The 16081-nt window shown below is 60.4% G+C and carries 8 protein-coding genes; 2 read left to right on the top strand and 6 right to left on the bottom strand.

Translation table 11 applies throughout. The annotated features are described in order from the left end of the window. Positions 1 to 106 precede the first annotated feature (106 nt). A complete protein-coding gene (locus IB265_RS27230; protein ID WP_065372981.1) occupies positions 107 to 1441 on the bottom strand; it encodes an ABC transporter substrate-binding protein in 1335 nt (444 codons plus the stop codon). Positions 1442 to 1714: 273 nt separating this feature from the next. Between IB265_RS27230 and IB265_RS27225 the strand changes: the two genes are divergently transcribed. Further along, positions 1715 to 2752, top strand: coding sequence for a LacI family DNA-binding transcriptional regulator (locus tag IB265_RS27225; protein WP_192495403.1), 1038 nt, complete (start codon positions 1715 to 1717; stop codon positions 2750 to 2752). A gap of 89 nt (positions 2753 to 2841) precedes the next feature. Here the strand turns inward: IB265_RS27225 and IB265_RS27220 are convergent, their stop codons facing one another. Genes IB265_RS27220 through IB265_RS27200 form a run of 4 tightly spaced genes read right to left on the bottom strand, consistent with a single transcriptional unit; the run spans position 2842 to position 13877 of the window. Next, positions 2842 to 10092 (bottom strand): tetratricopeptide repeat protein, encoded by a 7251-nt coding sequence (locus IB265_RS27220; RefSeq protein ID WP_210334598.1) that lies wholly within the window; start codon positions 10090 to 10092, stop codon positions 2842 to 2844. Further along, positions 10008 to 10880 (bottom strand): polysaccharide deacetylase family protein, encoded by an 873-nt coding sequence (locus tag IB265_RS27210; RefSeq protein ID WP_192495400.1) that lies wholly within the window; start codon positions 10878 to 10880, stop codon positions 10008 to 10010. Before IB265_RS27210 ends, IB265_RS27220 begins: the two co-directional genes overlap by 85 nt. Continuing rightward, entirely contained in the window at positions 10840 to 13011 is a 2172-nt protein-coding gene (locus IB265_RS27205) for a glycosyltransferase family 2 protein (protein ID WP_192495399.1), read from the bottom strand. Before IB265_RS27205 ends, IB265_RS27210 begins: the two co-directional genes overlap by 41 nt. An 8-nt stretch (positions 13012 to 13019) precedes the next feature. After that, complete coding sequence (locus IB265_RS27200) at positions 13020 to 13877, bottom strand: glycosyltransferase family 2 protein (protein WP_244495566.1); 858 nt, start codon at positions 13875 to 13877, stop codon at positions 13020 to 13022. Positions 13878 to 14578: 701 nt separating this feature from the next. On the opposite strand from IB265_RS27200, the gene IB265_RS27195 reads away from it, so the two are divergent. Beyond that, entirely contained in the window at positions 14579 to 14881 is a 303-nt protein-coding gene (locus IB265_RS27195) for a hypothetical protein (protein WP_057249303.1), read from the top strand. 27 nt (positions 14882 to 14908) lie between these two features. Here the strand turns inward: IB265_RS27195 and IB265_RS27190 are convergent, their stop codons facing one another. After that, the gene (locus IB265_RS27190) at positions 14909 to 15958 is read right to left on the bottom strand and encodes a POTRA domain-containing protein (RefSeq protein WP_192495398.1); all 1050 of its coding nucleotides are present in this window, start codon (positions 15956 to 15958) and stop codon (positions 14909 to 14911) included. Positions 15959 to 16081: the final 123 nt, after the last annotated feature.

Here is a 16081-nt window from a genome sequence, read left to right as displayed (position 1 = left end):
CGATCGAAGGAACCACGCAGAAGGCGGCGACAGAACCGGGGAAAATCCCCGGCTCCGTGTCGCGCCATGGCGCGCTGGGAGGTGCACAGCCATGGCCTGATGGCGGTCAGTACTTGCCTTCGTCGTCGAAGATCTGCGTCCAGTCCTTGACGAGACCGTCGAGTGCATCCTGCGCAGAACCCTGGCCGGCGACCACATAGTCGTGGAAGCGCTTCTGCGTCGCCTGAAGCAGCGAGGCATAGGATGGCTCAGCCCAGAAGTCCTTCACGATCGCCATGGAGTCGAGGAAGGTCTGGGCATAGGGCTGACTGGTTGCAAAGCCAGGATCTTCGACGACTTTGCGCAGCGCCGAATAGCCGCCCATCTGCCACCACTTCTGTTGGATTTCCGGCTGGGCGAACCACTTGATGTAGGCGAGGGCATCGTCCTGCTTCTCGGACGCTGAGACTACGGAGATGCCCTGGCCGCCGAGCTGCGCGAAGGCAACGCCATCGGGACCGGCCGGGTTCGGGAAATAGCCCGACTTGTCGCCGCCCACATTGGCATCGGCATTGATGCCGGGCCAGGTAAAGGCGAAGTTCATGTGAAGGGCAACCTGGCCTGACTTGTAGGCGTCGATGTCCTCGGACATGTAGGCGTCGGAATGCCCAGGCGGCGTGCAGCAGTCGTAGAGCGCCTTATAGAATTCCAGCCCCTTCACCGCCTTGGCGGAATTCACGTATCCCTCGAGCTCGTAGGGCTTGTCGGGGTTTTGATACTCGAAGCCGAAGCTGTAGAGCACGTCCATCGCACCCATGGTGATGCCTTCGGATCCGCGCTCGGTGTAGATCGCAGCACCGTAGACCGTCTTTCCGTCGATCTCCCGTTTCTGGAAGAATTCGGCGATGTCCTTGAGTTCGGCAAAGGTCTTCGGCACGGCAAGGTCGCGGCCATACTTGCTCTTGAATTCCGCCTGCAATTCGGGGCGGGCGAACCAGTCCTTGCGGTAGCTCCAGCCGACGACGTCGCCGAATGCCGGCAGCGCCCAGTAGTTTGGTGAGTTCTTCGGCCACTCGGCATAGCCGACGACGGTTGCGGGGATGAAGTCGCTCATCTTGATCCCTTCCTTGTCGAAGAAATCGTTGAGCTTGACGTACTGGCCGTTTTCAGCCGCACCGCCGATCCACTGGCTGTCGCCGATCATCAGGTCGCACAGCTTGCCGCCGGAGTTCAGCTCGTTCAGCATGCGGTCGGCGAAGTTCGGCCATGGCACGAACTCATATTTCATCTTGATGCCGCTCTTGGCCTCGAAATCTTTGCTGAGTTCGACCAGGGCATTTGCCGGATCCCATGCCGCCCAGCAGAGCGTCAGCTCGGCTGCACTTGCGTGGCCGGTGTTTGCGACACTTGCCGCCAGCAGGGCACCCAATGCGGCCAATGATTTGAAATGACGAAGTTCCATAGCTGGGGCCTCCTCCCCTTCCTCCCGACCTCCATCGGAAGCTGAAAACGCCTGTGGCGAATAGCGGGCGCAAAGCGACGTTTCTTCGTGGGCAGGCCTCCCTCGCATCGCTCCGTGGCCTCACGCACTCCTCTGCCGGCCACAGCACTATTTTTATTGAGGTGCGCACCTCAATGCAAGCAAATTTTGAGGTGCGCACATCAATTCTTGCTTTTCGATTGCTTTTGTTGGAGGAATCGCCCTGAAGGATCGAGAGCAAAGAGAAGCGATTGCATGCGCCCTACCGCGAAAGATCTTGCAGAGGCAGCCGGCGTGAGCCTGGCCACCGTCGACCGCGTGCTGAACGACCGGCCGAATGTCAGCAAGAAGGCGTTCCGCAAGGTCAACGACGCCATCGAGCGCATCGGCTTCGTCAGGAACCCGGCGGCGGTAGCACTTGCGCGCAACAAGACCTACCGGTTTCGCTTCGTCCTTCCCGTCTCCGGCGACCAGTATCTGAGCGAACTGATTGGGCGCGTCACCGAGGCACGCGACGCGCTGCGCGCCGATTCCACCGAGGTCGAGGCCGTGCAGATCCCGATGGCAGACCCGCACCACGTCGCCAAGTATCTGAGCCTCATCGATCACGAAACTCTCGATGGCGTCGCGGTGATGGCACCGGAATCGCCACAGGTGCGCGATGCGCTGGTGCGGCTCGTGGAACGAGACGTGAGGGTCGTGCAATTCCTGTCAGGCCAGGAACGGCTGGAAAGGGCCGACTATGTCGGCATCGACAACTTCGCGGCCGGCGCCACGGCCGGCAAGATCGCAGGCCGCTTCATCGGCAACCAGCCCGGCAAGATCATGGTCGTGGCGGAAACCATGATGGCACTCGACAGCATCCAGCGCCGTCTCGGCTTCGACAGCATCATCAATTCGCAGTTTCCGCATCTCCAGTGTCTGCCTTCGCTCGAAACCTATGCCGACGAGAAACGCGCCGAATTGATCATCAACAGGACGTTGCAACACAACCCCGATACGCTTGCCGTCTATGTGCTGAGTTCCGAGGCGCGAGCGCCGTTAACGGCGGTCTGGAATGCGCAGGGCTCGCGTCGGCTCACCGTCGTTGCTCACGAGCGCACGCCGTTCAGCGAGCGGGCGTTGATGGACGAACGCATTGATGCCCTGATCGCCCAGGACCCCGGCCATGCGGTCAGAAGCGCACTGCGCATCATGCGCGCTCGCGCAGATCATCGCGAGCTGCTGGCTTCGCAGGAGAGGATTCGCATCGAGATCCTGCTCAAGGAAAATCTTCAGTTTCAGGGCCCCTAGAAAGGCGTTGGCAGCCGCAGCCGGCCTATACAGGCAGTGGCGATCAGGGTCGCACGGGAAGACGGGCTTCCCCCGATCGCGAGATTGCTTCAGAACATCTGGGCAAGCGTCTCAACGACCCGCGGCGTCGAGAGACCTTGATTGCATTGGCGCCCCGGAAGAAGCGTGCGACATTGCCGGGCCATTGCCCTTTGGGCGGCCGCGTTAAGCCGTCCGTCAACCGGCCCGACGCGCACACCGTTTTGGCGCAATTGTGCTTCTATCAGGTAGGCAAACAGTCGAGGGTTGGTCCTTGCCAAATCACGCACGACCCTTTGGCGTTCCGGTTGTGTCAGGGACTTAAACCTGTTGCTGAGCGCCGCAAACGCGCTGGCTTTTGCCGTCGAGGCATCCAACAGAAAGGTTTGAATGCTCTTTTCGGGGCCTGAGAGCAGGTCGGCCGACGCGAGCAAGACCGACTTCGCTTTCGCGTTGTCCCTTTTTACGAGTTGTGTGCGGCCATCGCGCTTGCCATCACGATAGGCTTCGATCAATTCGATTGCCGCAATCCGATCGCCCTCCTTGGCAGCTTTCTGCAGGACGGCGAGAGCCTTCTTGCTGCTGCGCGTGGCGCCTTGACCGTAAAATAGGGCCTCAGCGACAACCGATGATGCTCCGACCACTTTCTCGTCTGCGGAGCGTTGGAGCAAGGCCATGCCCGCAGCTGCATTCTTGCGTGTCTTTGTCAACGCCTTGAAGCGGCCGAGCGCCACATTGGCACCCGGGTTCCCCGTTTCGAAGGCCATCTGGTAGTACCTTTCGGCCTCCTTCGTATTACGCGGGACAAGACGTCCGTTGTTGTAGGCATCACCGAGTCTGAGCATCGCTGAAACGCTACCCTGCTCCGCTGCGGCCTTATAATGTTTCACAGCCAGCTTCGGATCTTGCGCAGTAACTTGCCCCCCGCCGTAAATGTCACCGAGGGAGAGCAGGGCGGAAGCTGAGCCCTCGGCCGCCAGCGATGAAAGCACATTGACCGCCGAAGCGACGTCCTTCTTTATGCCCTGGCCGCGTGCTTCCATCTCGGCAAGGCGTATTTTGGCGTCCACATCGCCCTGCTCGGCTGCCTGGCGATAGTGCTCAAGCGCAGCGCTGTAGTCCGCCTTTACATCATCTCCCTCGGAATAGAGGTCGCCCAGCCGTACATGCGCCCGGACGGATCCCAAATGCGCCGCCTTCTCAAGCGCCGAGACGGCAGGCGCTGGCTGCAAAGGGATACGTCCGGAGAGGTAGAGTTCGGCGAGTGTGACCAGGAGATCCGGGCTCTCGCTTGCTCCGAGTGCACGAAGCTCCGCCATGCCGGCATTCACATCTGGCTGTGTCCCCTCGCCCCTGATTGTCAGTTCGGCGACACGTAGCTGGCCTTCCAGGTTACCTTGATCTGCTGCTGTGCTATAGACCGCAAACGCCTTACCTGGATCGTCCGACCGATAGCCGTCACCAAGCCTCAACATGGCCCTCACGCTGCCTTGATCTGCGGCTTGCTGGTAATATTGCCGAGCCCGCAGCGGATCAGCTGGCACCGTTTGGCCCTTGGCGTAAAGATCGCCCAAAGAGTAGGCCGCGCCCGCTTCACCTTGGGCGGCAAGCATCGCCAGTTCGCCGGTGGCGCTTCCCGCGTCGGGAGCCATGCCCCGGCCGAGTGCCTTCATTTCAGCGAGCCGCACCTTCGCCTCCAGGCTGCCTTGATCGGCCGCCTGGCGATAGTGCTCTAGCGCGAGAGCATAGTTGACCGACACGGCATTCCCGGCGGCGTAGAGATCGCCGAGCCGTACATGCGCCGGCACCGAGCCGAGGCGCGCAGCGCGCTCCAAGGTTGTGATGCCGAGTTCCGGCTGCATCGGCACGCGACCGGACAAGCAGAGGTCGGCCAGCGCTTCCAGTACGTTCGGATTGTCACTTTCGGCGAGCTTACGCATCGTCGCAACGCCTTGCGGGACATCGCGTAACGTTCCTTCACCACGGATCGTCAGCTCCGCAACACGCAGGCTGCCGTCTAGACTACCCTGCTTGGCCGCTGCGCTAAAGGCGGCGAAGGCCTTGCCTGGTTCGCGACCTCGATAAACGTCGCCGAGCCGCAGCAGCGCCGTCAAACTCCCTTGTTTTGCGGCTTGTTCGTAGTAGTGGGCGGCCCGGATCGGATCATTGGGCATCACGCCTGCACGTCCATAGAGATCGCCAAGGGCGAGTGCAGCGCTGGCTTCGCCTCTGTCGGCAAGCGCCGCCAATTCGGCACTGGCGGCCTCCAGGTTCTGCTCTCCACCTTGGCCTCGGGCCTGCATCTCTGCAAGCCGTATCTTCGCCTCGACGTTGCCCTGTTCTGCCGCCCGACGGTAGTAGCTTTGGGCCAGCGGAAAGTCGGTCGTGGCTGCCTCGCTTTGCGAATAGAAATCCCCAAGCCGCAGCAATGCGGCGACATTGCCTTGCGCGGCGGCCTGTCGATAATAGTCCGCCGCACGGGCGCGATCGGCCGGCACCGCCTCGCCCTTGCTATAAAGATCGCCGACGGCAAGCGATGCCTCGGCCCCGCCGCGCGCGGCAAGGTTTTCCAGCTCGGTCTTGGCAGCGGAGAGGTCCTGGGGGATGCCCTTGCCCTGCGCCCGCATTTCCGCAAGCCGAACCTTGGCCTCCAAATTGCCCCGCTCTGCCGCGCGGCGATAGTGATCGAAGGCGGCCGCAAAGTCCGTCCTCCCCCCCTTGCCCGCGTAATAGAGGTCGCCCAATCGAATATTCGCCGTTGTGCTGCCTTGCGACGCGGCTTGCCGGAAATATTGCACTGCTTGCGCGGGATCAGCCGGCACAACTTTTCCGTCACCATAAAGATCACCCAATGCCAGTGAAGCCTCCTGTCTGCCGGATGCAGCAAGGCTTTTAAGCTCGGCCTGGGCCGCCGCGAGGTCCTGCGGAACGCCAAGGCCCCGGGCTTTCATTTCCGCAAGCCGGACCTTCGCCTCAACGCTACCCTGGCTTGCCGCCTGACGGTAGAAGTTTTGCGCGCGAGCGTAGTCAGTCATGGCCGTCTGGCTCTTGGAGTAAAACTCGCCGAGACGTATCATCGCCGTCACGCTGCCGCGCTCGGCCGCCTGGCTATAGTACTCGACCGTGCGCCCAGGGTCGGCTTGCACAACCTCCCCCTGGCGATAGAGCTCACCGAGAGAAAGCGCGGCTACTGTCTCTCCCTTTTCGGCCAGGGCAGCCAATTCTTGTGTGGCCGATGCCACATCCCGCGCCATGCCCTGTCCCCGAGCCTTCATTTCGGCGAGCCGGACTGCGGCCTCTGTGTTCCCCCGACCGGCAGCCTGCCGATAATAGTTTTGCGCCAGAGCAAAGTCCGCCACAGGCGACCCGCTTTCGGAGTAATAGCTCCCCAGTCTCAGCAACGCGGTAATGCTGCCGTTCTGGGCGGCCTGCCGGTAGTAATGCAGCGCTCTCACCGGATCGGCTGGGACCACGTCTCCCGCGCCATAAAGGTCCCCGAGCGAGATCGCAGCGGCGGTCTCTCCCCTGTCGGCGAGCGCAATCAATTCACGCGTTGCCATTGCTACGTCGCGGGCAGTCCCCTGGCCCCGCGCCGTCATTTCAGCCATCCGGATCTTTGCCTCGTTGCTGCCGCGCTCTGCCGCCTGGCGATATTGGTCGAATGCTCCGGCGTAGTTCGTCGCCAAAAGACCGCCGGCAGAGTAAAGATTGGCCAAGCGAAGATGTGCGGTGGCGCTTCCCTGCGAGATCGCCTGCCTATAGTAGTTGACGGCGGCTGATGGATCTTGGGGTACGACCTTTCCTTCGGCATAGAGATCACCAAGGGCGAGGGACGCGCTGGCCTCCCCTCCCTTGGCAAGCGCCGCCAGCTCGGCGGTGGCAGCCGTCACGTCTTGCTTGACGCCCAGCCCTCTTGCCTCCATCTCCGCAAGCCGCACCCTTGCCTCAACGCTGCCAAGCTCTCCGGCGCGGCGATAATAGCCGGCAGCAAGGGTTGGGTCGGCAGGCACGACCTGTCCATTGCTGTAGAGTTCGCCAAGCGCAATCGCTGCGGCTTTTTCTCCTCCTTTTGTCAGGGCGGTCAATTCGCTTGTCGCCGACGCGACATCCGGCGCCATACCCTGGCCGCGCGCCTTCATTTCGGCGAGCCGAACCTTCGCCACCAAATTCCCTCGTTCAGCAGCGCGGCGGTAGTGGTCTAGCGCTGCCGCGTAATCCGTCGCCGATGTGGTGCCGGCGGAATAGAGGTCGCCAAGCCGCAAATACGCAGTCATGCTGCCTTGCGTGGCCGCCTGGCGATAATATTGCAAACCCTGCGTCGGATTGACCGGTACGGCTTCTCCCCTGCCATAGAGGTCGCCCAACGCCAGCGCGGCAGCCGTCTCACCTCGCTGCGCGAGCTCGGTCAGTTCCCGGGTCGCGGCGGATACGTCCCGCGCAATACCTTGCCCGCGTGCTTGCATTTCGGCGAGCCGGATCTTGGCGCTCACATTCCCCCGGCCGACCGCTTGACGGTAAAAGTCCTGCGCAAGCCCGTAGTCGAGCATCGTCGGTTGGCCTTGTGAATAAAAGTCGCCGAGCCGCAATAAGGCGGTCACGCTGCCCCCATCGGCAGCCCGCCGATACTGGCTGAGAGCTTTCTCAGGATCGAACGCGACAACTTCGCCCTTACCATAGAGGTCGCCGAGAGCCAGTGAGGCATCTGCCTCGCCCGCTGCTGCGAGCTGCTCGAGTCCGGCTTTCGCGGCGGCGATGTCCTGGTTGATGCCGCGCCCCCGCGACTTCATCTCCGCCACCCGTATCTTTGCGTTGACGTTTCCTGCATCTGCGGCCTTGCGATAGAACTCGATGGCGCGCGCGTAATCGGCGGCGGTCCGTTCACCGTCGGAATAAAGGTCGCCAAGGCGAAGAAGCGCCGTGACACTGCCCTGTGCAACTGCCTGCTGATAGTAGAGGAGGGCCTGAGCTGGCTCGGCTGCCAGAGCCTGTCCGTCACTGTACAGATTGCCGAGCGATAGCGAAGCGCCCGCGTCCCCGGCCGACGCGAGAGAATCCAACTCTGCCTTCGCGGCTGCAACGTCCTGCGTTGTGCCGCGTCCTCTCGCCTTCATTTCCGCGAGCCGCACCTTCGCACCGACGTTTCCCCTCGCCGCTGCCTGCTCATAGCTTACTCTTGCGGCCCTATAGTCGCCCGTTAGTGCGCCCTGGGTGAGGTAGAGATCGCCCAGTCGAAGCAAGGCCGTTATGCTTCCAAGCGCGGCAGCGTGCTGGTAATATCCGGTTGCGCGTGCCGGATCCGCCCGGGTGACTTCCCCGGAGTAATAGAGATCACCCAAGCTAAGGGCGGCAGCCGGTTCACTCCGTTCGGCAAGCGACGTCAAAATTCGCGTCGCCGTCGATACGTTGCGAACGAGCCCCTGCCCGTGAGCCTCCATTTCTGCGAGCCGCACCTGGGCGCTCACGCTTCCTCTGCTGACGGCGCGCCGATAGTAGTCCTGCGCGAGGGTATAGTCTGGCTTAGCCCTACCGTTGCCGGCGTAGAGATCGCCAAGCCGTGTCAGCGCAGCGACGCTTCCCTGATCGACAGCACGCCGATAGTGGAGCCAGGCTTGGGCAGGATCGGCTGGCATGACATCCCCACGGGCGTAGAAATCACCCAAAAGAAGGGATGCCTCCCCCTCGCCGCGGGCTGCAAGGTTTTCCAGTTCGGCTTTGGCGGCGGCGACATCCTGCGGCACACCTCGGCCCATGGCCGTCATTTCTGCCAACCGGACCTTTGCACTGACGCTGCCCCTAGCGATTGCGGCACGATAGTATTCCAACGCACGTCCGTACTCGGGTCGGGATAACTCGCCTTGCGAATGGAATTCCCCGAGCCGGAGCAACGCCGTGACACTGCCCTGAGCGGCGGCCTGTCGATAGTAGATCAGAGCTTTGGCGGGCTCGATGGCTAACGCGCGCCCTTCGCCATAGAGATCGCCAAGCGCCAAAGAGGCACCGGCCTCCCCTGCACTTGCAAGCGTCATCAGTTCCGTCGTCGCCGCGGCAAGATCCCTCGGCATTCCGCGCCCTCGCGCCTTCATTTCCGCAAGCCGTACTCTCGCGCCTGGATTGCCGTTCGCTGCGGCCTGTTGATAGCTTTGAACGGCTGGACCATAGTCGCCAGTCACCGCCCCCTCATCCGCATAGAGGTCTCCAAGCTGCATCAGCGCCGTCCCGCTGCCACGGGCGGCGGCCTGACGGAAGTATTTTGCCGCACGAACCGGGTCGGCCAGCACGACATCGCCTTTCAGATAGAGACTTCCAAGGGAGAGGTCGGCAATCGGTGCGCCGAGATCGGCCAGAACCTGCAATTCGCGCACCGCCTTCGTCACGTCGCGGGCCATGCCTTGACCGCGCGCCTGCATTTCGGCAATCCGAACTTTTGCATCCACATTTCCGTGTCCCGCAGCCAGACGGTAATGAACAAGCGCGGCGGAATAGTCCGAAACCAGGACTGTTCCGGCGTAGTAGAGTTCGCCGAGCCTGAAGTGCGCCCTTGCGGAACCCATATCTGCCGCCTTGCGCAGCGCCGAAACCGCCATATCGGTCTGTTCCGGTATGCGTCCGGAAAGGCAAAGCTCAGCTACTAGCTCCAGCACGCTGGGATTTTCGGATTGACCGAGCACGCGCAGGCTCGCCTCGCCTGCCGTCACATCGCGTTTCGTGCCCTCACCCCGGATCATCAATTCCGCCATCCGCAACTGCGCCGCGGGGATCCCCTGATTTGCCGCCTCGGCATAAGCGGCAAATGCCTTTTCGGGATTGCGAGGGACGAGTTCGCCACGACTGTAGAGATCACCGAGACCAAACAGCGCGCCCCGATAGCCGTAGGCTGCCGCACGTTCGTAGAGAGTAAGCACGCGGGTGCCATCGGGCGCTTCGTTGACAACCTCACCCGAGCCTCTCGGCTGCGATACCGCGACAATCGCATCCGGCCCGGCATTGCGCAGCATACCTTCATACTCGCCGAGCAGACGATCCACGGTCGTGGCATCAACCTTGCGTGCAATGTAGAGGTCAGCCAGTTGCGCCAATGCCCGGCCTAGGTTGGGCTGGAAGACAACCTGTTGCCCTCCTTCAGACCGATCGTGTTGGGATAGAGGGTCGATCGCTGAGGTTTCCGGCGCGGCGGCAGACGCCGACCCGGCCCACAGGACACCGACAGCGACAAGTCCGATCCAGCCTGAGGAACTCATCACGCCCCACTTTCTGCTCCGGCCACTTGGCGCCTTGGAAACACCGAGCGGTGCAAGGCGCGCAGGCGTCTTGCTGCGCGCCAACCGGTGGCAATCAGCCGATCGGCTGGTGGTGCGACGGGAAGCTGCGGCGTCTCGATCATATCCAAGAGCGCGTCTGGCGTTACTTCACTGGTGACAACAATGCGAGAAAGAGCGAAGAGATTTTCCGTCTCGTCGCTGAGCGCGTGACGAACACGGCAGGCGGCGAGGTATCCAGCATCTTTTGCAATCCTGCGCGTTGCGCGGGACGCGTAGCCATGAGGGTATGCGAATGTGGTGACTGCCGCGCCCAACCCGTCTTCCAGGGCCTTTTTGCTATCGCGAAGCTCGCTGGTAGCCTTTGCAAAGGACAGTGTGTCAAGTTCGGGATGAGTTACAGAGTGCGCGCCGATCTCGATCCCGGCGTCGTGCAGGTCACGCAGCGCGGACCAGTTGAGCATTGGGCGATTGCCTTCATCGAGATCCGCAAGCCATCGGGCGGTCGCCCCCACGAAACCGGTGGCGACATAGAGTGTGGCGGCAAACTTCCGGTCGACCAGAACCGGCATTGCGGCTTCGGCAAAGTCGCGAAGTCCATCGTCGAAGGTAATGACGCAGGTGCGCGGAGGGATCGGTTGTCCGCTGCAACGCAATAGCGCAAGGTCGCGAACCGTCATTGAGCGGTAGCCGCGCTGTATCAGGGCCTGGAGATGTGCGTCCAACTCCCGCTCGGTCACCAGCCAGCGTCGATAGGCCGGGCCGCAAGTGCGGCCGACGCTGTGATAGACCAGGATCGGGATAGCTTGCATGTCAAACCTCTCTTTCTGCCGGTCGTCTTTCGTCAACGCCATTACGCGGTCGATCGTCGCGCCGACGTTTTGCTAGGCTGCGCAAATAGCCTGGTACACCTGCAAGGATGCCAAGGCGCTCCATCCAGACGAGTCGTAGCGGGTAGTCGCTTGGTAGCCGCGCGGTTTTCTGCGATGTCGGCCCGGCCATGTGTAAGATGCCTGCTGGAAATGCCGCAGCGAGCCGAATAGCCCGACGTGGTTCGTCGACAACGATCTTCGTCAGGTAGGCGCCAAGCCCCATGCCATAACAAAAGGCTTGCCGACGCATGCCGTCTTCGCCGCGGCGGTGGTAGTGCCAGATAATGCCCTGAGGCTGGTAGACCAGTCTAAAGCCGCCGCTAACGATGGCGAAGAAGGCAGCAAGGTCATCGCCGCCACGCGCCAGCGTTCCAGCACCGAGTGCTGCATCGAAGCCGCCAAGCCGGCGCAACGCACTTGCCCGGAACGCCATGTTGGCACCTGAACCGAATTGACCAGCGGTGAAGGGAAAGAGCATGCTTTTGGGACGGTTCGCCTCCAAATCGTAAACTCGACGTTGCAGCCCCTTCCCGAAGCCGCCATGCCGCTCCGTCCAGACCTGCGCCCGAGTTTCGAGTTCGGCTGGCAGGATCAAACCGGTCACGCAACCGACAGCCTTATCCTCCTCCATCGGCGCCGCCATCGCTTCGACCCAATGTCGGTCGAGCACGACGTCATCATCGGTAAAGAGAACGATGTCGCTGGACACGTAGCGCAGGCCAGTATTGTGTGCCCGTCCGAGCCCCGGGGTTGGCTCGAGCACATAGTGCACCCGTCCGCGGTAATGTGCCGAAATCAGATCCAATGTCGCCTTCGAGGCCGGAGCGTTGTCTACAACGTGCACCTCATCGGGGGCGCGGGTCTGATCAAACAGCGACGCGAGGCAGCGATCCAGGCTCTCTGCGCGATCACGCGTTGCAATCACCACCGCCACTCTTTCACGCGCAGGCGCACGGTTGGAGTTAACTGAAGGCAAGGACCGCACGGAGCCGATCTCCGCGAGCAAGTCTGCAGGCGCAATCATGGGGCCAGAATGCTGCAACTCGACGAGTGCGAGCGGCTGCGCGCCAGAGCGGATCAAACAGAAAACGCCGCCATAGGGCACATCGCCGCTCGGCCTGGTAAGGTCGATCGCCGGAAGTGGCTTGGTATGGTCTATGTCTACGATCTTAATTGGGCGGAAAGGACTTGAGCGTCTGGAGAATTTTGCGGCAAGATAGGCTGCCGTCGTAAACATAAGCCCCGCGACGATTGTGAACGCACGCATTGGCCCCGAAGGGTCAAGTCGCGTCACCATATCCATTAAGCCGCGAAAGACGCCAGCCGGCAAGGTGCGGGTAACATAGGCACGCTCGGCACCAAGCTTGTCGCCCGCCCCTGCGGTTTCGACCACAGCACTTTTCGAGCGTCCCTCAGCCTGGCATCGTCTGCGGAAGTAGGCCCACCGCGTCCGTTCTCTGGTAACGTGGTGATGAACCACGGCTAGCGGATCGTAGAGAATGACTGCTGCCGGGAAGTGCCGGCGGGCGCGAATGCAAAGCTCTGTTTCCTCGCACCCGGCGGCATCCTGGCCACTGCGACCGAGACCCTCGCGAAAGCCGCCCACGGCATCGAAGACGGTCCGTCGGAACGACATGTTGCAGCCAATCGGATTGCGAACCGGGCTCAGCCTGTTCGGCAGGCCCTTGTAACTGCAGCCGACCACCCACTGGAATTCTTCTGGAAACCAGCGCGGTCGCTGATCTGGCCAAAGTGGCAGCACCTTGCCACCGACGCCGATAATGTTTGGATCCACAAAGTGCAGCGCGAGCCGTTGCAGCCAGTCGGCTTCGGCGACAGCGTCGTCGTCAAGAAACGCAACGATATCGCAGGGCGCGGCGGCACGCACGCCGGTGTTTCGCGCACCCGAGAGGCCTCGCGCCCCGTCATTGGCGATCACCTCGACACCTGGGTAAGAGGTCCGCATCTCCCGCAGCAGGTCGTCGTTGTGGTCGATGACGACGACGAGCCGATCAGGTTTGCCGTCTTGTTTCAATACCGAGTTAATAGCGTCGCCCAGTTGTAGGCGGCGCTCATCGCAGTAAGCGCAGATCACAACCGCAATCGAAGACATGGCAGGCCTCAACCTGCCCGCTGCGTACGGTTTCTGACCATGGCACCGGCGCGACTGCGTTGACTGAGGCCCAGCCGAGCAATTGTCTTCAGGACGCGCCAGCCATCGGGAATCGTGCGTAGATTGCTGACGCCGTGGATCCGCGCATATTCCCGGCTCGGAAGCTCCGCTATGGCGAGGCCTGCTTGTAGCGCGCGGATATTCATTTGCGTTTCGATCTCGAAACCGGTCGCGGACTCGACCCGCAAATGGGGTAAAACGTCACGCCAGAAGGCGTTGTAACCGTAGCAAAGATCGCTGTAGCGACCGCCGAAGCGCAGACGCACCAATTGCAGCAGGCCCCAGTTTCCAAGACGTCGGTACCATTCCATGTCACGCGTATCGCCGCCTTGGAGAAACCGCGAACCCTTTACGAAATCGGCGCCTGCAAGCAATGCACCCACAAAACCAGTCATCTCTTCGGGGTCAGCGGAACCATCCGCGTCAAGGGTGATGAGGATGTCTCCGCGGGCCGCGGCGAAACCAGCAGCAAGCGCCACCCCTTTTCCAAGGCGCGGCTGCTCTATTACGACGATATCGGGCATAAGTTCGCGCGCAACGGCGACGGTGCCATCGGTAGAGTTTCCGTCGACAAGGATGACCTCGTCTATCCAGGCGGGTATGCGTGGCAGGACATGCGGTAGGTTTTTTGCCTCATTTACCGTAGGGACGATGACACTGACCCTCGGGACAACGATGGCCCTGTCCATGGTGGACGGGCGGAGGGCTGCTCTTAATGAATTGTGAAAATGCTCACCCATCTTATTCAAAATCCTCCAACCAAAAAAAAAGAAAATTGAAAACAATAAGCGTTCATCCCCGGTCATGCAGATGGCCGCGGAAGAGAAAAGTGTGTATTACTTGTACATATTCAGTTTTATTACAATATTCTAACTTTGTAAACTACCGCGTGAATTTCTTGAAAAAGAGCACTTTATAGTAGAAGCCGTTATTTTCTTTGGTTTATTCCAAGATAGGCTCGATGGTACCGTTTTATTGCAGAAATATGTCACAGTATAATGGATGGAATAGTTCCGTTCACAAAAAAATTTAGGAAACAAATTCTCTATCGGACGTAATTTCTCCGGCATCGTTATATTTATACCCTTTATTTTTCTCTGGAAAATAAGATATTTTCCGAATTTCAATACATAAACCTCAATATAAGCAACTCCTTAAATGAGAGAATTCGCCGGAGATCCATAACGAGCGGAGCCACACTGTGAGCGCATATGGCTGACTGCTATCCACACACGTTGTCGTGACCAGAGCGCCTCGTCGCCGCGTCAGTTAAAGAACAGCTCGCCCTCGGATATCCTGGTTTGTGTGCCGTAGAAGCACAACTTAGCGCCGCGCAAAGCTGAGCGCAGTCGAATCTAACCGATTGAATTTGCCTAGTTATGAGGGATAACGGAGGGTTGCGACCCACGAAGGTTGCAAGATCGATGGCTTATCAAGCGGGAATCGCGTATATTTGCAGCGCGAGGCATGATGCAGATTACCGTGCAATCAAAGGTAAGCGAGGCTGATGCAGTCGGAAGAACATATCGCCAAGGCACCGACAACGGACCCAGTCAAGCGGTGGATGAAGCTCATGGAAGAGTGGAACGCTCTGATTGCGGACTTGAGGGAATTGCGACGTTCCATCGCAACAGCCGCGAGCGCGGATAACGCTACCTTAATCCAGGCCGAGGCGGCGCTCGTCGCCAAAGGCCAGGCGCTTAAGGAAGAGATTGACGCTGTTCTCGGCGAGGCCGCCAGTCAACGCCAGCCAGTCAACGGCCCACTGATTGTCGGAACCCTTATTCCGACGCCCAAAGGCGAGCAATAGCACACGTTCAGCCTAACGCATGCCGTGTCAAGCTAAGAAGCTAACGAGCCTGAGAGCCGCCAACACTGCAAATATCAATAGGCAGCCACCTGTGCACCATATTAGTGGGCGCAACCGGGATCGCGGCAAGCCAGTCTGTGCGCCCATCTGAACAAAGAATAGACCTGCGATCGCGGCGAGGCCACTTCCAACGTCGAGCGGGTTCGTATGGCGTAGCGTCTCGAGATTTGCAGGCGCTTCGCGGATCCTGACATCGATCGGGACCATTCCGTCTTCGTCTTTACCTATGGCAATCCTTACAGACTTCACAGTACCAAGGGCCTCAATATTGTGACGTAGCTGTTCGACAGCTGCGGCGCTGTAGCGGTCGCCGGAACGAAAGGGAACGAGGCGCTGGAGTTCGGATTGCATGCGAAGACCGCCACTAAATCGAACCTCACCGAAACGGTTGCGGGGGCCCAAGTCGAGATCAATGACAGCAGTCGCGACACCCTCGCCCTTACGGACCCAATCCGTTGCCCGTCGCCGTGCGTGCGCGAAATCTTGGGCGGTGACGATTTGGAGGATACGCCGAGTGAACTTATCAACGACGAATGTCGTCGCGGGCTGCCCGACAAACTCATCAATGATCGCGGCGAGCCGATCGAGGACCTCACGGTCCAGTTCCGATGGACGAATGCCCTTGAGTTCAACGGACGTCACCCTGTAGATATCACCAAGCTTGGGGTGGAGAACTATTTGCCCTTTCTGATCCTCCTCGGATACCTCCGCGTCCAAATAGCCAAAGCCGGCGATCACGCCCTTGAGCCGGGCCTTTTCGGTCGCGAGCGCCTCCTTTCGTTCGGCCGGCGAAGCGCCGGCGTCTAACAGAAGCGGCAATTGGTAAGCCTGCTCAAGTGCCCGCGCGAGATACGGTAAGGAAATTTCCTGCGTGTCGAGTACCACCGATTGGGCTGACGCCGGTAAGACCGCAAACATCCAGACGGCGCCAGCGGTAAGGAACCTTGTGACGCACCAGTTCATCTTTTTGAGCTTCTGTTTCGCCGTTAATATTCGGTTTTGCGATCGATGCGGCATTTGCTGGCTCCAAACATAACCTGCCAGTGTGCTGTCCTATATTAGTAAAGCACAAAATTGTGAAGATGCACGCCCCCTAAGAGATCATTCTCGGGCATTTCATTTCCTGCTTATTCGTCCTAT

Origin of the sequence: Ensifer sp. ENS10, assembly GCF_014852025.1 — a bacterium.
GTDB lineage: Bacteria > Pseudomonadota > Alphaproteobacteria > Rhizobiales > Rhizobiaceae > Ensifer.
Note: the sequence above shows the minus strand (reverse complement) of the source record. Positions and strands in the feature narration are given on the sequence as shown.